The 18,312-nt window shown below is 68.2% G+C and carries 16 protein-coding genes; 15 read left to right on the top strand and 1 reads right to left on the bottom strand.

From position 1 onward, the window contains the following. The first annotated feature begins 89 nt into the window (after positions 1-89). The 6 genes from ACPYN9_RS15295 (at position 90) to ACPYN9_RS15270 (ending at position 6,675) form a co-directional block, all read left to right on the top strand. The gene (locus ACPYN9_RS15295) at positions 90-1,097 is read left to right on the top strand and encodes a fumarylacetoacetate hydrolase family protein (RefSeq protein ID WP_424467405.1); all 1,008 of its coding nucleotides are present in this window, start codon (positions 90-92) and stop codon (positions 1,095-1,097) included. Continuing rightward, positions 1,094-2,158 (top strand): cyclase family protein, encoded by a 1,065-nt coding sequence (locus ACPYN9_RS15290; RefSeq protein ID WP_424467404.1) that lies wholly within the window; start codon positions 1,094-1,096, stop codon positions 2,156-2,158. The genes ACPYN9_RS15295 and ACPYN9_RS15290 overlap by 4 nt, the downstream gene beginning before the upstream one ends. Before the next feature lie 101 nt (positions 2,159-2,259). Beyond that, complete coding sequence (locus ACPYN9_RS15285) at positions 2,260-3,393, top strand: FAD-dependent monooxygenase (protein WP_424467403.1); 1,134 nt, start codon at positions 2,260-2,262, stop codon at positions 3,391-3,393. After that, on the top strand, positions 3,390-4,439 hold the full coding sequence (locus ACPYN9_RS15280; protein WP_424467402.1) for an amidohydrolase family protein: 1,050 nt from the start codon (positions 3,390-3,392) through the stop codon (positions 4,437-4,439). Before ACPYN9_RS15285 ends, ACPYN9_RS15280 begins: the two co-directional genes overlap by 4 nt. Next, complete coding sequence (locus ACPYN9_RS15275; RefSeq protein WP_424467401.1) at positions 4,436-5,458, top strand: fumarylacetoacetate hydrolase family protein; 1,023 nt, start codon at positions 4,436-4,438, stop codon at positions 5,456-5,458. The genes ACPYN9_RS15280 and ACPYN9_RS15275 overlap by 4 nt, the downstream gene beginning before the upstream one ends. Beyond that, entirely contained in the window at positions 5,455-6,675 is a 1,221-nt protein-coding gene (locus ACPYN9_RS15270; RefSeq protein WP_424467400.1) for an acetyl-CoA C-acetyltransferase, read from the top strand. The genes ACPYN9_RS15275 and ACPYN9_RS15270 overlap by 4 nt, the downstream gene beginning before the upstream one ends. A gap of 303 nt (positions 6,676-6,978) precedes the next feature. Here ACPYN9_RS15270 and ACPYN9_RS15265 read toward each other — a convergent pair whose 3' ends face one another. Continuing rightward, on the bottom strand, positions 6,979-7,917 hold the full coding sequence (locus ACPYN9_RS15265) for a LysR family transcriptional regulator (RefSeq protein WP_424467399.1): 939 nt from the start codon (positions 7,915-7,917) through the stop codon (positions 6,979-6,981). A gap of 193 nt (positions 7,918-8,110) precedes the next feature. On the opposite strand from ACPYN9_RS15265, the gene ACPYN9_RS15260 reads away from it, so the two are divergent. The 9 genes from ACPYN9_RS15260 to ACPYN9_RS15220 all read left to right on the top strand — a co-directional run bounded on the left by ACPYN9_RS15260 (position 8,111) and on the right by ACPYN9_RS15220 (position 18,308). Continuing rightward, positions 8,111-9,403, top strand: coding sequence for an ABC transporter substrate-binding protein (locus ACPYN9_RS15260; RefSeq protein ID WP_424467398.1), 1,293 nt, complete (start codon positions 8,111-8,113; stop codon positions 9,401-9,403). A 53-nt stretch (positions 9,404-9,456) separates the two neighbouring features. Further along, positions 9,457-10,425 carry a carbohydrate ABC transporter permease gene (locus ACPYN9_RS15255; RefSeq protein ID WP_424467397.1) on the top strand — a complete coding sequence of 323 codons (969 nt, stop codon included), beginning with the start codon at positions 9,457-9,459 and terminating at the stop codon, positions 10,423-10,425. A gap of 1 nt (position 10,426) precedes the next feature. Then, positions 10,427-11,263, top strand: a complete 837-nt coding sequence (locus tag ACPYN9_RS15250) for a carbohydrate ABC transporter permease (protein ID WP_424467396.1) — start codon at positions 10,427-10,429, stop codon at positions 11,261-11,263. A gap of 15 nt (positions 11,264-11,278) precedes the next feature. Further along, complete coding sequence (locus ACPYN9_RS15245) at positions 11,279-12,781, top strand: C-glycoside deglycosidase beta subunit domain-containing protein (RefSeq protein ID WP_424467395.1); 1,503 nt, start codon at positions 11,279-11,281, stop codon at positions 12,779-12,781. A 233-nt stretch (positions 12,782-13,014) separates the two neighbouring features. Continuing rightward, positions 13,015-14,322, top strand: coding sequence for a C-glycoside deglycosidase beta subunit domain-containing protein (locus ACPYN9_RS15240; protein ID WP_424467394.1), 1,308 nt, complete (start codon positions 13,015-13,017; stop codon positions 14,320-14,322). Positions 14,323-14,369: 47 nt separating this feature from the next. Beyond that, complete coding sequence (locus ACPYN9_RS15235) at positions 14,370-15,164, top strand: TIM barrel protein (RefSeq protein WP_424467393.1); 795 nt, start codon at positions 14,370-14,372, stop codon at positions 15,162-15,164. Further along, complete coding sequence (locus ACPYN9_RS15230; RefSeq protein WP_424467392.1) at positions 15,161-16,771, top strand: GMC oxidoreductase; 1,611 nt, start codon at positions 15,161-15,163, stop codon at positions 16,769-16,771. Before ACPYN9_RS15235 ends, ACPYN9_RS15230 begins: the two co-directional genes overlap by 4 nt. Before the next feature lie 41 nt (positions 16,772-16,812). Then, entirely contained in the window at positions 16,813-17,208 is a 396-nt protein-coding gene (locus ACPYN9_RS15225; protein ID WP_424467391.1) for a C-glycoside deglycosidase beta subunit domain-containing protein, read from the top strand. Further along, positions 17,205-18,308, top strand: coding sequence for a sugar phosphate isomerase/epimerase family protein (locus ACPYN9_RS15220; protein ID WP_424467390.1), 1,104 nt, complete (start codon positions 17,205-17,207; stop codon positions 18,306-18,308). The genes ACPYN9_RS15225 and ACPYN9_RS15220 overlap by 4 nt, the downstream gene beginning before the upstream one ends. The last annotated feature ends 4 nt before the right edge of the window (positions 18,309-18,312 follow it).

Raw genomic sequence — 18,312 nt, 5'->3', positions numbered from 1 at the left:
GAATAACGGATCCCGGCTTGGCTGATGCGCCCGGACGCGATTGACTTATGTTCAGAACGCACCGAAGCGTCGTGAATTGGAGACCACCCGTGACAACGCCGTCCGAAGGACTGACCGCCGACTTCGCCCTCGCCCGCTACCGCGTGGGGCACGGCAAGCCGCAGCTCGGACTCGTCGCGGCCGGCCGCATCCGCCCGCTCAGCGCGGCTGAGCTCGGTGCCGATTCGCTCAACGACTTCCTCGCCCAGGCCCCCGAATCGTGGGATCGCCTTGCCGCGCTGGTGGCCGATGGCGATGGCGACGTCGCTGGCGCTGGCGCCGCATGGCTCGACCTCGCCGACGTCACCCTCGAAGCTCCCGTCGAGCCCCGCCAGGTGCTGCAGACCGGCGCCAACTACCGCACGCACGTCATCGACCTCGTCGCCGCTGGCCGCGCGAAGAACGACCCGCGCCCCATCGAGGAGCTGCGCGAATGGGCGGCCGAGATGATGGATGCGCGTGCCAGGGACGGAGAGCCGTACTTCTTCATCGGCCTCCCGACGGCCGTCGCCGGCGTCGACGCGGAGCTCGAGCTGCCCGGCTACAGCGACCAGCACGACTGGGAGCTCGAACTCGCCGTCGTCATCGGCAAGCGCGCCCACCGAGTGTCTCGCGCCGACGCCCTCGACCACGTCGCCGGTTACACGATCGTCAACGACATCTCCACGCGCGACCTGATCTTCCGCACCGACATGAAGGAGATCGGCACCGACTGGTACCGCGGCAAGAACGCGCCGGGCTTCCTCCCGACCGGCCCGTTCCTCGTGCCCGCGCAGTTCGTGACCGACCCGCACTCGCTCACCCTGAAGCTCGCGCTCAACGGCGACACGATGCAGGACGCCGTCACCGACGACCTCCTCTTCGACATTCCCGCGCTCATCTCGGCCGCATCCGAGAACATGCCGCTCCTCCCGGGCGACCTTCTCCTCACCGGCAGCCCGGCGGGCAACGGCATCGTGCACGGCCGGCTCCTCCAGGACGGCGACGTCATGGTGAGCGTCATCGAGGGCCTCGGCACGCAGACCACGAAGGTGCGCGCGGAAACGGTCTCGGCATGACCTCGCTCACGCCGACCACGCCAGAGGCCGCGCCAGCGCCAGCGGTCTCGGAAGCCGGAGTCGCGCCTGCCGGCGCCCCGACCGACAACCCTGCCGACCTCGACCGCACCGACCCGACCACCGAGGTCGCCCGTGCAGCGCACGCCTACCGCAACTGGGGCCGCTGGGGCGACGACGACCGCATCGGCACGCTCAACTTCATCGACGACGCCAAGCGCGCCGAGGCTGCGAAGCTCGTCCGCACGGGCCGCAGCTTCTCGCTCTCGCAGCCGTTCGACATGAACGGCCCCCAGATGGGGTGGCGGCGCCGCACCAACCCCGTGCACACGATGCTCGACACGGGAACGGATGCGCAGCTCGCGAACCAGGGGTTCCCGCACGGGCTCGGCGGGGCCGACGACGTCGTCGCCATGCCGCTCCAGTGCTCCACGCAGTGGGATGGGCTCGGGCACATCTTCGACCACGGGTACGCCTGGAACGGGCGCCGCTCCGGCGAGGTTGTGACCAGCGACGGTGACCTCGTCACGGGCATCGAGCACACGGCCGCATCCATCGTCAGCCGCGGCGTGCTCCTCGACCTCGGCAGGCACCTCCGCGACAGCGGCGAGCTCGAGGACGGCTACGCGATCACGACCGCCGACCTCGAGTCGTGCATCCACGCCCAGGGCGCGACCGCGGCCGTCGGCCGCGGCGACATCGTACTCGTGCGCACCGGCCGCTACGCCCGCGCACTCCGCGAAGGCTGGAACGGCTACGCGGGCGGCCCGAGCGCCGGCCTCTCATTCACGACGGCCGGCTGGCTGCACCGCACCGAGATCGCCGCCATCGCCACCGACACGTGGGGCTTCGAAGTGCGCCCCAACGAGTTCGACGAGGCGTTCCAGCCGCTCCACCAGGTGGTCATCCCCAACATGGGACTCACCATCGGCGAGATGTGGGATCTTGAATCGCTGGCCGAGGCGAGCGCCGCCGACGGCACCTACGAGTTCCTCCTGGTCGCCCCGCCCCTCCCCATCACGGGCGCCGTCGGGTCGCCCGTCAACCCCATCGCTATCCGCTGAGCAGCCGCTCCTCCATCCGCTAGACAGCCCCGCCGCTGCAGGCATCAGACCCGACACCAGACCCTTCATCGTCAACGCAGACGCAGAAAGCAGGCCCCCAAATGAGTGCAGTTTCCAAGGTCGCCATCGTCGGAGGCGGAGTCGCGGGCATGGTCGCCGCGATCGTGCTGGCTGACGGCGGCGTCGAGGTCGACGTCTTCGAAGCCAAGTCCGAGGTCACCGCCCTCGGCTCCGGCATCACGCTGCAGGGCAACGCGCTCCGCGTCTTCGACCAGGTCGGCATCTGGGAGCGCATCCAGGAGCAGTCCTACTCGTTCGACGAGGTCAGCATGCGCGCCCCCGACCCGGCAGGCACCGTCATCGCGAGTCTCACCGAGACGCGCACCGGCGGCCCCGAGTACCCGGCGACGGCAGGCATGTACCGCCCCGACCTGGCCAAGATCCTCGCCGACCGCGCCCTCGAGGTCGGCGCGCGCATCCACTACGGCACCACCGTGACAGGGCTCGAGCAGGACGCCGACGGTGTGACCGTGGCGACGGATGCGGGCAGCACGCTGCGCGTCGACCTGGTCGTCGGCGCCGACGGCCTCAACTCGCCGACCCGCTCGCTCATCGGCATCGAGACGAAGCCCGAACGCACGGGCATGGGCATCTGGCGCGCCTTCGTGGAGCGGCCGGCCGAGGTCACCCACACCGACCTCTACTACGGCGGCCGCTGCTTCATCGCCGGCTACTGCCCGACTGGCGAGAACAGCATTTACGCGTACCTCGTCGAGAAGGCGCAGGACCGCGCCGGCCTGACCCCCGCCGAAAGCGTCGAGATCATGCGCGACCTCGCGGGCAGCTACGGCGGGCCGTGGCAGGAGATCCGCGACTCGCTCACCGAGTCGGCGCGCGTGCACTACACGCTCTTCACCTCGCACGTGGTGCCGGATGCGTGGAACCGCGGCCGGGTCGTCGTCATCGGCGACGCCGCCCATAGCTGCCCTCCGACCATCGCGCAGGGCGCCGCGCAGGCCGCCGAAGATGGCCTCGTGCTCGGCACGATGCTGCTCGAGCGGGCCGAACTCGACCAGCAGTTCTGGGACGACTTCCACGCCCGCCGCCTGCCCCGCGCATCCCACGTCGTCGAGGCATCCACGACCCTCGGCCAGTGGCAGCTCGAAGGCAAGCGCGACGGCAACGTGCCCGCCCTCATGGGCGGCGTCGCTCAGCTCGTGGCGGTGCCCGCATGAGCGAGACCTCCGGCGTGAACGCGGCCGGCCAGGTTGTCGACGTCCACGCGCATCTCCTCCTCCCCGCCCTGCAGGGCGCCGTGCAGGGCCGCGACCCCGAGGGCTTCGCGGCCGCAGGCGAACTCGAAGCCAAGCGCAACGGACCAGAGAGCCTCGCCGCATCCGGCGCCATGATCAAGGCGCGCTTCCCGAAGCTCATCTCGCTCGACGAGCGGCTCGCGGTAATGGATGCGCAGGGCGTGGATGTGCAGCTCGTGTCGCCCTCGCCCAGCCACTACTACCCGTGGGCCGGCGAGGAGCTCGCCGTGTGGGCGGCGAAGGAGGCCAACGCGGCGATCGCTGAGCACGTCGCCGGCGCCCCGGACCGCCTCCGCGGGCTTGGCCTCGTGCCGCTGCAGCATCCGCACCGCCTCGTCGAGCTGCTTGACGACGCCGTGCTCGTGCACGGCCTCGCCGGGGTCGAGCTGTCGTCATTCGCCGGAGACGTCGAGCTGAGCGACGAGCGACTCGACGACTTCTGGCGCCGCGCCGAGGAGCTCGAGGCCATCGTTTTCCTGCATCCGTTCGGCTGCAGCCTCGATGAGCGCCTCGACCGCTTCTACCTCTCCAACACCGTCGGCCAGCCCGCCGAGAACGCCGCCGCCATCTCGCACCTCATCTTCGCCGGCGTGCTCGACCGCTACCCGAACCTTGTGCTCATCGCCGCGCACGGCGGCGGCTACCTGCCCACGTTCATCGGTCGCTCCGACCACGCCTGGGAGGTGCGGCCCGAGGCGCGCACCTGCCGGCGCGCCCCATCCAGCTACCTGCGGCAGCTGCGCTTCGACTCCCTTGTGCACACGCCGCAGGCGTTGCGGAACCTCGTCGCGGCAGTCGGCGCCGACCGCGTGCTGCTCGGCTCCGACTACCCGTTCGACATGGGCGTCGAGAACCCCGTCGAACGGGTACACGACGCCGAGCTCGGGGCCGAGGCCGAGGCGCAGATCCTATTCGGCAACGCCGCGCGGCTGCCCCGCGTCTGGAACACGGTGGAAGCGGCCCGGTGAGATACGCCAGGTGGATGCACGCGGGCCGCACGCACGACGGTGTCGTCGTCGCGCACGACGGCGGCGACCGGGTGCTCGCGTTCGCCGACGGACTCACCGTGCTCGGGGCGACCAAGCTCGGCCTCGAGCGCGCCAACGCGCTCGCGGCGTCGCTCATCGAGAGCGCCTGGGCTGACGGCTCGCTCGGCCGCGCGCCCTTCCTCGCCGACGTCGAGCTGCTCGCGCCCATCGAAGCCCCCAGCGTGCGCGACTTCGTCGCCTTCGAGGAGCACGTCGAGGGCGTCGTGAAGTCCATCGACGGTGACTCCGGCGTCGTCGCCGAATGGTACGACGCACCCACCTTTTATTTCACCAACCCGCACTCGCTCGTGGGCAGCGGGGCGAGCATCCGCCCACCCGTCACCGAACGGCTCGACTTCGAGCTCGAAGTGGCCGTCGTCGTGGGCGCCGTCGACGGCAGCGACGGGGCGAACCTCGACGAAGCTGGCGCCGCCCGACACGTCTTCGGCTACAGCGTCTTCAACGACTGGTCAGCCCGCGACATCCAGTCACGCGAGATGAAGGTGCGCCTCGGCCCTTGCAAGGGCAAGGACTTCGCCGCGACCCTCGGCCCCTGGATCGTCACCGCCGACGAGCTCACCGACGCGCACGACGCCGACGGGTTCCTCGAGCTCGAGCTGCAGGTACTCGTCAACGGCGAGCTGATCGGCAGCGACCTGCTGTCGAACATGGGCTGGTCGTTCCCACAGCTCCTCGTGTACGCGTCTCGCAACTCGCGGGTTGTGGCGGGCGATGTGCTCGGCTCCGGAACCGCTGGCAACGGCGGATGCCTCGCCGAACTCTGGGGGCGCGCCGGATCACTCACGCCACCGCCGCTCACAGAAGGCGATGTCGTCGAGCTGCGCGTCGAGCGCATCGGCGAGATCATCAACGTCATCGGCGCCGCCGTCGAGGCCGTGCCCGTGCCGCGAGCCCGGGCCGCGTCGCGCGCACGAACGAGAGGACGAGTCAGCGCATGAGCGGCACGAGCAGCATCGCCGAGAAGACAAACGAAAACCCAAACGACGTGGTCATCGTCGCGGCCGCGCGGACCCCGCAGGGCAAGCTGGGCGGGCAGCTCTCAACGCTGACCGCGCCGCAGCTCGGCGCCGCCGCGATGAGCGGCGCTCTCGCACAGGGCGGCATCGATGCATCGCTCGTCGACGCGGTGCTTGTCGGCCACGTGCTCTCGGCTGGTGTCGGACAAAACGCCGGACGCCAGGCGGCGCTCGCCGCGGGCATCCCCGCCTCGGCGCACGTCGCATCCATCAACAAAGTCTGCCTTTCGGGCCTGACCGCCGTCATCGATGCCGCTCGCATGCTGAAGACCGGCGACGCGCAGCTCGTCGTCGCGGCCGGCATGGAGTCGATGAGCCAGGCCCCGCATCTCTTGGCGGGCTCGCGCAAAGGTTGGGCGTACGGCTCGGTCGAGGCGCTCGACCACATGGCCCACGACGGCTTGACGGATGCTGCTTCCGGGCAGAGCATGGGCCTGCTCACCGAGCAGCACAACGCGACCCTCGGGATCACCCGCGAGGCGCAGGATTCTGTTGCCGCTCGCTCGCACCAGCGTGCCGCCGCGGCAGTGGATGCGGGGCTCTTTGACGCCGAGATCGTCGCGGTCGACGTGCCGGTGCGCCGCGGCGACCCGATTCGAGTGACGCGCGACGAGGGCATCCGCCCTTCGACAACTGCTGAGTCACTCGCGGGGCTGCGCGCCGCGTTTGCCGCCGACGGCACGATCACGGCCGGCAACGCCTCGCCCATCTCCGACGGTGCCTCCGCTGTCGTGCTTACGACGAGGGCCTTCGCGGATGCGCACGGCTACGACGTGCTCGCCGTCGTCGGTGCCGCCGGGCAGGTCGCCGGACCCGACGCATCCCTGCAATCGCAGCCTTCCCGGGCGATCCTCCGGGCCTGCGAGAAGCAGGGCATTGCCGCTGCTGCGCTTGACCTCATCGAGATCAACGAGGCCTTCGCGGCCGTTGTCGTGCAGTCGCAAGCCGAACTCGGCGTTCCCGACGAGGTCGTCAACCCGCACGGCGGCGCGATCGCCCTCGGCCACCCGATCGGCGCATCCGGTGCGAGGGTCGTCGTGCACGCCGTACACGAGCTCGCCCGCCGAGGCCACGGCACCGCAGCCGTCGCCCTCTGCGGCGGAGGCGGCCAAGGCGACGCCCTCATCCTGACCCGCTGACGCTCAACCGACGTCTGTTTCGGGATGGGTTTCTCACTTCGGGATGGGTTGCAGGTCATCCGGAGATGAGGAACCCATCCCGAGACTTGGGTGGGCGTTTGTCGGTTCTGGTTTTGGGTTGGGTTTCGTGCTTCGTGGTGGCCGATGTTCCGCAACGAGGCGAGGAACCCATCCCGAGAGCTTGCGGCTGCACGTCGTCTGTTTCGGGATGGGTTTCTCACTTCGGGATGGGTTGGAAGTCATCCGGAGATGAGGAACCCATCCCGAGACGGCGCCGGCGCCCGAGACCGCCCGTCCCCGCGCCTACGCCGCGCCGGCCTCCGCCTGCATGTCGGCGCCGGCTTGCGCGAAGAGGCGGCGCATCCACGCGTGTTCTGGGTCGCTGTTGTGGGTGGGATGCCACCAGAGGGCAGCCGAGATGGGGGTCGCGTCGAAGGGTGTTTCGAGCACGCGGAATCCCTCGCTCGGGATGAGCACGTCGGTGAGTCGCTTCTGCATGAGCGCGAGGCGGTTGGTGCCGACGACGAAGTGGGGGAGCACGTGGAAGCCTTCGACGACGGCGGCGACGGTGGGTTCGATGCCGAGCTCTCGGATTTGTCTGCTCGCGGAGGTGAACGCAGAGCGCGACAGGTAGTTGAACACCCATGGCAGTTCGGCGATGTTGTCCATGGTGATGCGTTCGCCGACGTGCGGGTTGTCTTCGGTGCAGATGATGCGCCACTCGTCGGTGAAGAGGTCGGTGTAGGGCAGGTCGCTGAGGAAGCCGTGGGGGATCATCATGGCGTCGACGGAGCGGAGCTGGGCGATGGCGTCTTCGACGATGCTGGGGTTGTGCATCCGGAACCGGAACCGCACGCCGGGCGCCGATTCGGCTGCGAGCTTGGAGACTCGGGTGCCGATTGTGGCGAAGCCGTAGTCGGAGCCAAGCACCGTGAATTCGCGGGTCGATTGGGTGGGGTTCCAGTCGGCTTGGCTGTCGAACACGCGCCGCGCGGAGTCGAGGGCGGTGGCGGTGAGCTCGCTCAGGCGCACGGCGAGGGGGGTGAGTTCGTAGGTGTTGCCGGTGCGGGCGAGGATCTTGTCGTTGAAGTGGGTGCGGAGTCTGCCGAGGGATGCGCTGAGCGCGGGCTGGCTGAGGTGGAGACGCTCGGCGGCTCTGGTGACGCTGCGTTCGGTGAGGAGCGCGTCGAGGGAGACGAGGAGGTTCAGGTCGAGCCTGGAGAGCGGGGTGTCTGTGGTCACGTCGTTGTGCTTCCGGTTGAGGTCCGTCGGGTCAGCATATCCGTCTGAGTGATGCGTGCGGCTGGTCCCGCGCCCTGAGTTATGCGGAGCATCGCAACTACTTATGTGTGTTTTGAGCACAAGACTGGGAGACTGAAGCCAGCTCCGGTACAGCCGGAGGATCTTCGACAACGCTGTCAAGAAAGGCAATCTCATGTCTCACTCCCGTACCCAGCGGATGCGCCTCAGCGCAGCACTCGCCCTGCCGGTTGCCGGTGTCCTCGCTCTCTCCGGCTGCGCAAGCGGCGGCGGCGGCGGCACCGGAGAAGGCGGAGCGACTGAGTTCTCCCTCACGTACGCAACCTCGAACAACCTCGAGAACCCGTACGAGGCTCTCGCCAATGCGTACATGGAAGCGAACCCCGACGTCACGATCACGCTCAACCCGCAGCCGAACGACCGCTACGGCGAGACGCTCCGCACGCAGCTGCAGGCCGGAAACGCGCCGGATGTCATCCAGACGGCCCCCGGCGCAGGTCAGGGCCAGGCCGTGCTCAGCCTCGGCGAGGCGGGCTTCCTCGCGCCACTCGGCGAGAGCGCATCCGGTGTCATCCCCGAGGGTGGCGAGGCGCTGTACACCTACGACGGCCAGGTGCTCGCGCAGCCGGTCGACTTCACGGTCGCAGGCTTTGTCTACAGCAACTCGTCGGCTGAGGCGGCAGGCGTCGCCAGCTACCCCGCCGACTTCGACGAGCTCGTCGGCAAGTGCGCCGACCTCACCTCGCAGGGCAAGTCGATGATCGTCATCGCAGGCGCCGCCGGCCCCAACACGGGCATGACGGCCATGTCGATCTCGGCGACCCGCGTCTACGCGGAGACGCCGGACTGGAACGAGCAGCGCGCGGCCGGCGACGTCACCTTCGCCGACTCGCAGGGCTGGAAGGACACGCTCGAGACGATCATCGACCTCAAGGATGCGGGATGCTTCCAGCCAGGTGCCGAGGGCGCCGGCTTCGACGTGATCACGAACAACATCACGCAGGGCACCTCGCTCGGCGGCTTCCTCCCCGGCTCCTCCGCGAACGAGCTCGCCGAGGCCAACCCCGACCTCGACTTCTCGATCGAGCCGTTCCCGACGGCTGACGGCGGCAAGCCGTACGTGCTCGCGAGCTCGAACTACTCGCTCTCCATCAACGCGGCGAGTGAGAAGCAGGAAGCGGCCCAGGCGTTCCTGGACTGGGTGGCTGGCGACGAGGGCGCGAAGCTCTTCTCCGACGTGTCCGGCGCGCTCCCCGTCTCCGGCATCGACAACTACGAGTTCGAGGGATCGCCGTACGCGAGCGTCGAGCAGCTCCTCACGGATGGCTCCTACACGCCGCTGCCGAACAGCCTCTGGCCGAACCAGGCTGTCTACGACGAGCTGCAGAAGGGCGTCCAGGGCCTGTTCACCGGCCAGACCACGGTCGACAGCGTCCTTTCGGCGATGGATGCGGCGTGGGACAGCTGAGCTGACGGACCGGCCAGCCCCACCCCATCGACACGTAGCAAAGGAACCAGTTCATGACTGCGACACTGCACAGCGACGGCAAGACCGAGACTGCTGCTGAGGGTCAGTCGCCGGTGGGGACGAGCGAGACCGCTCGTCCCCGCCGGGGCCGCCCCCTTCTCCAATTCGGCCACTGGTGGTGGGTGCTGCCAGGCCTCGTGCTCGTGGCCTTCATCCACTACGCCGCCACGGCCGCCGGAGGCTTCTTCGCCTTCACGAACTGGTCGGGCATCGGCTCGTTCACCTTCGTCGGGTTCGACAACTTCGCTGAGATCTTCGCGGACCCCACCAAGATCGGGGCCGTCGGGAACACCCTGTTCCTCGCGTTCGGCTCGGTCATCCTCACCAACGTCGCGGGTCTCATCCTGGCCCTCGCCCTCAACCGCGGCCTCAAGAGCCGCTACATTCTCCGCACGCTGTTCTTCATGCCGGTCGTGCTCAGCCCCCTCGCGGTGGCGTACATCTGGAAGTTCATCTTCGAGTTTAACGGCCCCCTCAACGCGTTTCTCGGGATGCTCGGCCTGGCCGAGTACCAGAAGGCCTGGCTCGCAGACCCCAACTGGTCGATTTGGGCGGTGCTCATCGTCATCGTCTGGCAGAACACGGGCTTCACGATGGTCATCTACATCGCCGGCCTCGCTAGCGTGCCCGTCGAGATCGAGGAAGCGGCCGCCATCGACGGTGCGAGCCTCTTCCAGCGCTTCTGGTACATCACACTGCCGTCCATCCGCTCGGCCGTCGCGATCGCGACAACCCTGGGACTCGTGAACGGCCTCCGCATCTTCGACCAGGTGATGGCCCTCACCGGCGGCGGTCCTGCCGGAGCTACCGAGACGCTCGCGACCGAGGTCTACAAGCAGACCTTCTCGCTCGGCAACTTCGGCTACGGCGCGGCGCTCGCCCTCATCCTCACCGTCATCATCCTCATCTTCGCCGTCATGCAGCAGAAGCTGACGGCCGAACGCCCCGAGAAGGGACGCTGACATGTTCAGGTACACCAAGTTCACGCTGCTGCGGGAGATCGCGGTCTGGCTCGTCGCCATCGTCTTCCTGCTGCCGTTCTACTTCCTCGTGATCACGGCGTTCAAGAGCGACCAGGAGGTCTTCTCGACGCAGGCGACCGAGCTCCCGGCGACGTGGACGGTCGAGAACTTCGCCAACGTCATGACAGCGACCGGCCAGTCGAACGTACTGCTCGGCCTGCTGAACAGCATCATCATCACGGGCGGCACGATCCTCTGCATGGTCATCCTCGGGGCGCTCGCGGGCTACGTCATCACGCGCAGCACGCGCCGTTGGACGCAGGTGTCGTACTACATCTTCCTCATCGCGATCATCCTGCCGACGCAGCTCGGCACCGTCCCTCTCTACATGGGGGCCCGCGCCCTCGGCCTGACCGGTTCGCTGTGGGGCATGATCGTGCTCTACACGGGCATGCTGCTGCCGCTCGCGATCTTCCTCTACGCCAACTTCTTCCGTGGTCTCGGCACCGACTACGAGGAAGCAGCCGCCCTCGACGGGGCGAGCCCCACTCAGGTCTTCTTCCGCATCATCCTGCCGCTCATGGCCCCGGCCACAGGCACGGTCGCGATCCTCGCCGGCCTCATCGTGTGGAACGACTTCTTCACGTCGCTCATCTTCCTCGGCGGCTCCGACTTCCAGACGCTGCCCGTGGCCATGTACTACTACGTCGGCGCACTGGTCTCGCAGTGGAACCAGATTTTCTCGATCGTCATCATCTCGATGGTGCCGATCCTCATCTTCTACCTCGTCGCCCAGAAGCAGTTCATGCAGGGCTTCGCTGGCGGACTCAAGCACTAAGAATCGAGACCTCACATGGCAACGCAAGACACCCTGCTCAGCGAGCAGAGCCTTCTCCCGCATCCGGACGGCGCGGCCCTCAGCCTGCAGCTCCCCTGGTACCGCAGCGTCTGGCTGTCGTCGGTCACGGGCCTCGCGCTCGAGATCGGCGGCGTCCAGGTCGACCCGTCGAAGCTGCGCCTCGAGCTCCGCGGATCGAGCTACACCCTCGACGAGCTCGCCGAGCAGTCTGAGGTGCTGTGGTTCCTGCAGGACCGCCCCCGCCTCATCGTTCAGCTCGACGAGCCCATCGCCGACGGCAGCAAGCACGAGGTTCGCCTCGTCGCTGACCTGCGCCTGCCGTACATGCAGATCAAGCCGGGCAGCGAGACCGAGCCCGGCCTGTATGTGCCGAACCACGTCGACGTGACCCGCACGCTCGTCGCGAGCGACACGGTTGAAGCGGCGACCACGCCGTACTTCGAGGCGTCGGCGGCGGATGCGCTTGGCGAGTTCGCCGAGGCGCGTGACAGCGACCCGTTCAAGCTGGGCCTCACGCTCTACTCGGCGACCGCCGAGTTCGCGGCCGGCTGGTACGACTTCGACTCGCTCCTCGCCCGCGTCGCCGAGCTCGGCGTCGGCCCCGGCATCGAGATCGTCGCCTCGCAGATGGTGCCCACCTACCCGCACGTCTCCGACGAGTTCGTCACCAAGTGGCGCAGCGCGTTCGACAAGTACGGCTTCGACGCCAGCTCGTTCGGTGCGAACCTCGACATGGGCCGCAACCGTTCGCGCGACATGAGCCTCGACGAGGAGTTCGAGTTCACCGAGACGCTGCTGCAGTCGGCGAAGAAGCTCGACTTCCCGCTCGTGCGCATCCAGAGTGCGAAGCCCGAGCTGCTGCGGCGCATCCTGCCCATCGCTGAGCAGCTGGAGCTCAAGCTCGGCTACGAAATTCACGCACCCCTCGGGCCGAACGCCGAGCCGATCGTCAAGGTGCGCGAGGTCTTCGACGAGTTCGACTCCCCGCTGCTCGGCTTCGTCGCCGACTTCTCGTCGACGATGCACAGCATGGCGCCGACGCTTCTGCGCTCGGTGAAGAAGCGCGGCCTCGACGATGCCGCAGTCGAGAAGCTGCAGGAGATCTGGCGCACTGACGTGCCCATGCGCGAGCGTCAGCAGGCCTTCATCGCCTACCTCGAGGGCCGCGGCATCAACCCCGGCATCCTCGGCTCGCTCGCCCACCTGTCGTTCAACATGCAGGGGCGGGTGGATGTGCGCGAGTGGTCGGACATCATGCCCCAGATCCTGCACGTGCACGCGAAGTTCTACGACATCGACGAGCACGGCGACGAGCCAGCGATCGACTACCGCGCGATCGTCGAGGAGTTCGTACGCGGCGGGTTCTCCGGCTACATGTCGAGCGAGTGGGAGGGGCACGCGTTCGCCGACCTCGGCGAGGTCGACCCGCTTGTGCTCGTGCAGCGACAGCACGCCCTCATCCGTCGCAGCATGCGCGAGGTGCAGGCGCTCGCCTGACTTGTCCAAGCCGCCTCGGCCACCTGAGCCGGCGCAACCATTCGAAGAAAGCATGCTCATCACCCGATGAGCATGCTTTCTTCGTATGTCTGCGCCGAGGCGGCTTCGAGCCAGGCGCTGCTCGGAGTCTGCTTCGCGCATCCGCTGCACCTAAGGCGCACATCAGTCTTTCTTATGCCGAAAACCGACATAAGTGCGTAGAGTGGAGGCACAGACACAGAGAGTGAGCAACGATGCTTCTCGAGAGAGACCTGATTCAGTCCGTCGGCTTCCGCAACGTGCGCGACGCCGAAGGCGGCCGGATCACCGGATTCCAGTTCCAGCTCCGCATGCCGTCGTACCGCGGCATGGCCGCATCCCTCATCGACGGGGTCGGCGTGCGCATCCCGGGCATCCTCGACGTCGACCCGACCGTGCCGCTCTGGACCCTTCAGGGGAACAGCTACACGCTCGAGGAGCTTTGGGCGTCGAAGGATGTGCGCTGGCAGCTCGACGAACCCGCCACGGTCACCGTGCCGCTCGAGGGTGGCCTGCCCGACGGCGTGCACGAACTCTCGATCGACCTCCGCCTGCGCATGTCATACATCCCGCTCGAGCACCAGCCGAGCCGCTACCAGGTGACGAAGCACGTCACGCTCACCCCGGAGGCGGCGGGCGCGCAGTTCAAGTACGGGGTCTCCCTCTACAGCTACATGAGCGACTACGGCACCGTCATGGACCTCGAGACGGCGCTGCGATCGATCGCCGACCTCGGCGCGACCGGCGTCGAGATCCTCGGCGAGGGGCACATCCCGAACTACCCGAACCCGAGCGAAGAGTGGGTCGCCGAGTGGTTCGCGCTGCTCGACAAGTACTCGCTCGCGCCCACCAACTACGGCTCGTGGATCGACACCAGGCTGCACTCGAGTGGGCCCGCCGCACGTGACCTCACGGCCGCGGAGGGCGCCGACATCCTGCAACGCGACCTGCGCCTCGCGAAGCGGCTCGGCTTCAGGTTCGTGCGCCCCAAGATCGGTGTCGTCACGAGCGACCTCGTGCCGCACCACAGCTGGACGGAGGCGGTCGAGCTGAGCCTCCCGCTCGCCGAAGAGCTCGACGTCATCATCTGCCCCGAGATTCACTCGCCAACGCCCATCAAGCACGAGGTCGTCGACGACTACATCGCGCTCATCAAGCGCACCGGCACGAAGCACTTCGGACTACTGCTCGACACCGGTATCTTCCAGGACCGGCCGATTCCGCTGCGCCCCGGCGAGCTGCCGGGCAAGCGCCCGGACTTCCTCGACGGCATCGGCGTCGACCCGGCCGACATCGCCGACATCATCGACCACGTCGTCTTTATTCAGGCGAAGTTCCACGACATCGACGAGCACCTCGAAGACCAGCAGATCCCCTGGGAGCCCGTACTCCAGGCGCTCATGGACGCCGGCTACACGGGCTACCTCTCGAGCGAATACGAGGGCGAACGCGAACCGTGGCGCTCGATCGAGCAGGTCCGTCGTCAGCACTCCCTCATCCGCCAGCTCGCCGACCGCCTCTGAGCGCTCGTCACCCGACTCCCTCCGAACCCCGCAAAAAGGACCAAGCCATGTACCAACTCGCACCGAACATCGAACTGCTCTTCACTGAGGCCGGCGACTACCACGACCGTGTCCGCGCCGCCGCAGCAGCCGGCTTCGACGCCGTCGAGATGTGGGGCCCGACGGGGGTGGATGCGCCCGCGAAGCCCAAAGACCTCCCGGCGCTCAAGGCGGCGCTCGAGGAGACCGGCACGCAGCTGACCGCCCAGCTCTCCGAGCCGCGCACGCAGTTCATGATCCCGCCCCGCGACCACTCCGAGTTCTACCGCAAGCTCGACGAAGGCGTCACCATCGCCCACGACCTGGGCTGCCCGCGCATCGTCGTCGGCAGCGGCACGGGCTTCGGCGGCTCGAAGCGCCAGACGCAGCTCGACGACCTTGTCGCGATCTACGAGAAGGCGATCGCGCAGATCGACGGCTCCGGCATCACGCTCGTACTCGAGCCCGTGAATGTCCGCGTCGACCACCCGGGCTCGCTGCTCGACCGCACCTCGGAGGCCGTCTACGTCGCCCGCGGCGTCGACTCCCCGCACTTCGGCGTGCTCTACGACATCTACCACTCGGCGGTCGAGGGCGAGGACATGCAGGCAGAGCTCGCCAACGCCGGCGAGATCATCAAGTACGTACAGCTGGCGGATGCGCCCGGCCGCGGCGAGCCCGGCAGCGGCTCGCTCGACTGGGCCGAGAAGTTCTCGGTGCTGCGGGCCTCCGGCTACGACGGGCCCATCGGCCTCGAGTACAACCCCACGATCGAATCGGCGGCATCTGTGGCCTTCGTGCGTGAAACGGCAGCATCGGCATGAGTCGCTACCCAGCATCCGTCGACGTCGCCATCGTCGGCAGCGGTCCGGCGGGCGCCACCTACGCGCGCATCCTGAGCGAGCTCGCCCCCGAGCTGCACGTCGCGATGTTCGAGGTCGGCCCGACCGTCTCAAATCCACCCGGTGCGCACGTCAAGAACATCGAAGACCCCGAGAAGCGCAGCCTCGCGCAGCGTCGCTCGGAGGGACCGGGCGAGGCGGCGGCGAAGCTCAACAGTCCGGTCGCGCTGGCCCAGGGCAAGCGGCAGTCGCGACCAGGCACCTACCTGCTGCCGGACGGCGACTTCTCGGTCGACGGTGGCGACGGCCTACCCGTCGCAGCCATGTCGAGCAACGTGGGCGGCATGTCCGCGCACTGGACGGGCGCCTGCCCTCGCCCAGGCGAGAGCGAGCGCATCGCCTTCCTAGACAAGGAGTCGGGGACCGGCGAGCTCGACGAGCTGCTGAGCGAGGCCGAGCGGCTCCTCGGGGTGACCACCGACGCGTTCGAGGACGCACCGTTCAGCCAGCTCATCCGCGATCGCCTCGCCCCCGTCGTCGACCCCGGCCGGGTACCCGAGGCGCGGGTGCAGCGTATGCCGCTCGCCGTGCGCCGGCGCGACGACGGCCGGCTCGTGTGGTCGGGCTCCGACGTCGTTCTCGGTGACGTGGCGCGCAAAAACACGAACTTCGAGCTGTTCGACGAGTCCCTCGTCACGATGATTGTCACCGACGGCGGCGAAACCCGCGGCGTCGAGGTGCGCGACCTCTCCGAGGGCGGCGCCCAGCAGACGAGCGAGGTCTCGGCCAAGGTCGTCGTCGTCGCAGCGGACGCGCTGCGCACCCCGCAGGTGCTCTGGGCCTCGGGCATTCGCCCGGAGGCACTCGGCCGCTACCTCAACGACCAATCTCAGGTCGTCTTCGCAGCCCGAATCACCGGCATCGAAGCGCAGGAGCAGGCCGGCGGCAACACCAGTGGTGGCGACGCCCCGGCAGCCAAGGCCGCCGGCGCCATCAGCGAGACGAGTGGAGTCAGCTGGGTGCCCTACACCGACGAGAAGCCGTTCCACGGGCAGATCATGCAGCTCGACGCGTCCCCCGTGCCGGTTGCCTTCGACGACGCCGTCATCCCAGGCTCCATCGTCGGGCTCGGCATGTTCTGCGCGAAGGAACTGCAGCGCGACGACCGCGTGCTCTTCACCGACGGCCACCTCGACAGCTACGGCATGCCCGCCGTGCGCATCCACTACACCGTCACCGACCGGGACCGCGAGGTGATGGACGCTGCCGAGGCAGAGCTGCGCCGACTCGGCGACGCCGTCGGCGAACCCCTCGACGAGCGCGTCATGCGTCTGCCCTTCGGTGCCTCCTTGCACTACCAAGGCACCACACGAATGGGGCAGGTCGACGACGGCGAAAGCGTCTGCTCGCCCACCAGCGAGGTCTGGGGAGTCTCCGGGCTCTACGTCGCCGGCAACGGCGTCATCCCCACCTCCACGGCCTGCAACCCGACCCTCACGGGCGTCGCGCTCGCCGTGAAGGGTGCCCGCGACATCGCGGCCAAGCTCACGGCCGAGCCAGCCCTCGCGTCCACCACCCGCACCGTTTAACCCGCACTTCCCTCGCACTGACAACTGGCTAGGAGGCCACCATGATTCCTGATCGGATCATCGAGCAGGACACGCTCAAGACCAACGGCACACGGACCTCGGTGGAGGTGCGGCTGCCCTGGTACCGCTCGCTCCCCGCATCCTGCATCTCAGAGTTCGGCCTCTCGGTCGACGGCATCGCCGCCCCGCTCGAGTCGCTGCGCTGGACCATGAACGGCAAGACCTACGCACCCGATGAGCTCGCCGGTGATACCAGCGAGTGGTGGTTCCCGACCGACTCGGTGATCGTCGAAGGCGACATCCCCCTCGCGTCGGGCGACGCAGACCACACCGTCGAGGTCGACCTGAAGCTCTACATCCCCTACATCGTGACCGATCACGGTGTGCTCCGAATCGAAGAACACAACTCCAAGACGATGAAGGCGGTCTCCGCATGAGCAGCGAGCTCGGCACTCCCATCCAGGGAGTCACCCTCTACAGCTTCACCCGCGCATTCCACGGTCGCGAGTACGACCTCGAAGGCCTCATCCGCAAAGTCGCGGCCGAGGGCTTCGGGCCCGGCCTCGAGCTCATCGGGTTCTCGAGCATCCGCGGCTTCCCGAACATCACCGATGAGTTCGCCGGCTGGTTCTCCGACCTCGTCGACGAGCTCGACCTCGTGCGCACCTCGCTCGCGGTCAACGCCGACATCGGCATCCACCGCGACCGCCTGCTCTCGCAGGACGAGCTCGTCGAGTACATGACCCGCCAGATCGAGGCGGCCGCCAAGCTCGGCTTCCCCGTCGCCCGCGTGCAGATCTCCATCACGCCCGACTCGATGGAACTGCTCGCGCCCATCGCCGAGAAGCACGGCGTCACCCTCGCCCTCGAGGTGCACGCCGACCAGTACGCGTCGCACCCGCGCATCCTCGCGCTGCGCGACCGCTTCGAACAGGTCGGCTCGCCCTACCTCGGCTTCACCGCCGACTGGGGTGCCACGGTCAAGGGCTTCGCCCCGTCCGCTGTCGAGGCCTACCGCCGCCGCGGCGCCTCCGAGGAGCTGCTCTCCGAGCTCGTCGAGCTGTGGGACGGCTACTACGCGGAAGGGCCGCCCGCCGACCAGGGCGTGCACGGCAAGCGGTTCGGCTCATTCATCGGCCTCGCCGCGAAGCACGGCCGCCCTGACTTCGGCATCGACTTCGCCATCAACGGCACGGGCCTCTTCGGCCCTGCGCGAGTCGAGGACTGGCTCGAGATCATGCCGTGGGTCAAGCACGTGCACGGCAAGTTCTTCGGCATCGACGAGCACGGCGAAGAGCCCTCGGTGCCCGTGCGCGAGCTCATCGCGCTGCTCGTCGAGCAGGGCTACTCGGGCGCTGTCTCGAGCGAGTACGAGGGCTGGCACTGGAACCACTGGCAGAGCCCGTTCGACATCATCCGCGCCGAGCACGCCGTGCAGCGCTCAGCAGCAGCGGATGCGGGGTCGCGCATGATCACCGACCCCGCCGAGGCCCGACGCATCCTCGCCGCCCACCATGCGCTGCCCGTACGCAGCTGACCGC

Origin of the sequence: Pseudoclavibacter helvolus (assembly GCF_049707175.1) — a bacterium.
Lineage (GTDB): Bacteria > Actinomycetota > Actinomycetes > Actinomycetales > Microbacteriaceae > Pseudoclavibacter > Pseudoclavibacter helvolus_A.
The sequence above is the reverse complement of the archived record's forward strand: the minus strand, read 5'-3'. Positions and strand labels throughout refer to the sequence as shown.

Coding starts and splice junctions, on each gene's coding strand:
- ACPYN9_RS15250 (WP_424467396.1), top strand. CDS start 10,427: ATGTTCAGGTACACCAAGTTCACGCTGCTGCGGGAGATCGCGGTCTGG.
- ACPYN9_RS15280 (WP_424467402.1), top strand. CDS start 3,390: ATGAGCGAGACCTCCGGCGTGAACGCGGCCGGCCAGGTTGTCGACGTC.
- ACPYN9_RS15260 (WP_424467398.1), top strand. CDS start 8,111: ATGTCTCACTCCCGTACCCAGCGGATGCGCCTCAGCGCAGCACTCGCC.
- ACPYN9_RS15230 (WP_424467392.1), top strand. CDS start 15,161: ATGAGTCGCTACCCAGCATCCGTCGACGTCGCCATCGTCGGCAGCGGT.
- ACPYN9_RS15285 (WP_424467403.1), top strand. CDS start 2,260: ATGAGTGCAGTTTCCAAGGTCGCCATCGTCGGAGGCGGAGTCGCGGGC.
- ACPYN9_RS15240 (WP_424467394.1), top strand. CDS start 13,015: ATGCTTCTCGAGAGAGACCTGATTCAGTCCGTCGGCTTCCGCAACGTG.
- ACPYN9_RS15245 (WP_424467395.1), top strand. CDS start 11,279: ATGGCAACGCAAGACACCCTGCTCAGCGAGCAGAGCCTTCTCCCGCAT.
- ACPYN9_RS15235 (WP_424467393.1), top strand. CDS start 14,370: ATGTACCAACTCGCACCGAACATCGAACTGCTCTTCACTGAGGCCGGC.
- ACPYN9_RS15225 (WP_424467391.1), top strand. CDS start 16,813: ATGATTCCTGATCGGATCATCGAGCAGGACACGCTCAAGACCAACGGC.
- ACPYN9_RS15270 (WP_424467400.1), top strand. CDS start 5,455: ATGAGCGGCACGAGCAGCATCGCCGAGAAGACAAACGAAAACCCAAAC.
- ACPYN9_RS15290 (WP_424467404.1), top strand. CDS start 1,094: ATGACCTCGCTCACGCCGACCACGCCAGAGGCCGCGCCAGCGCCAGCG.
- ACPYN9_RS15220 (WP_424467390.1), top strand. CDS start 17,205: ATGAGCAGCGAGCTCGGCACTCCCATCCAGGGAGTCACCCTCTACAGC.
- ACPYN9_RS15255 (WP_424467397.1), top strand. CDS start 9,457: ATGACTGCGACACTGCACAGCGACGGCAAGACCGAGACTGCTGCTGAG.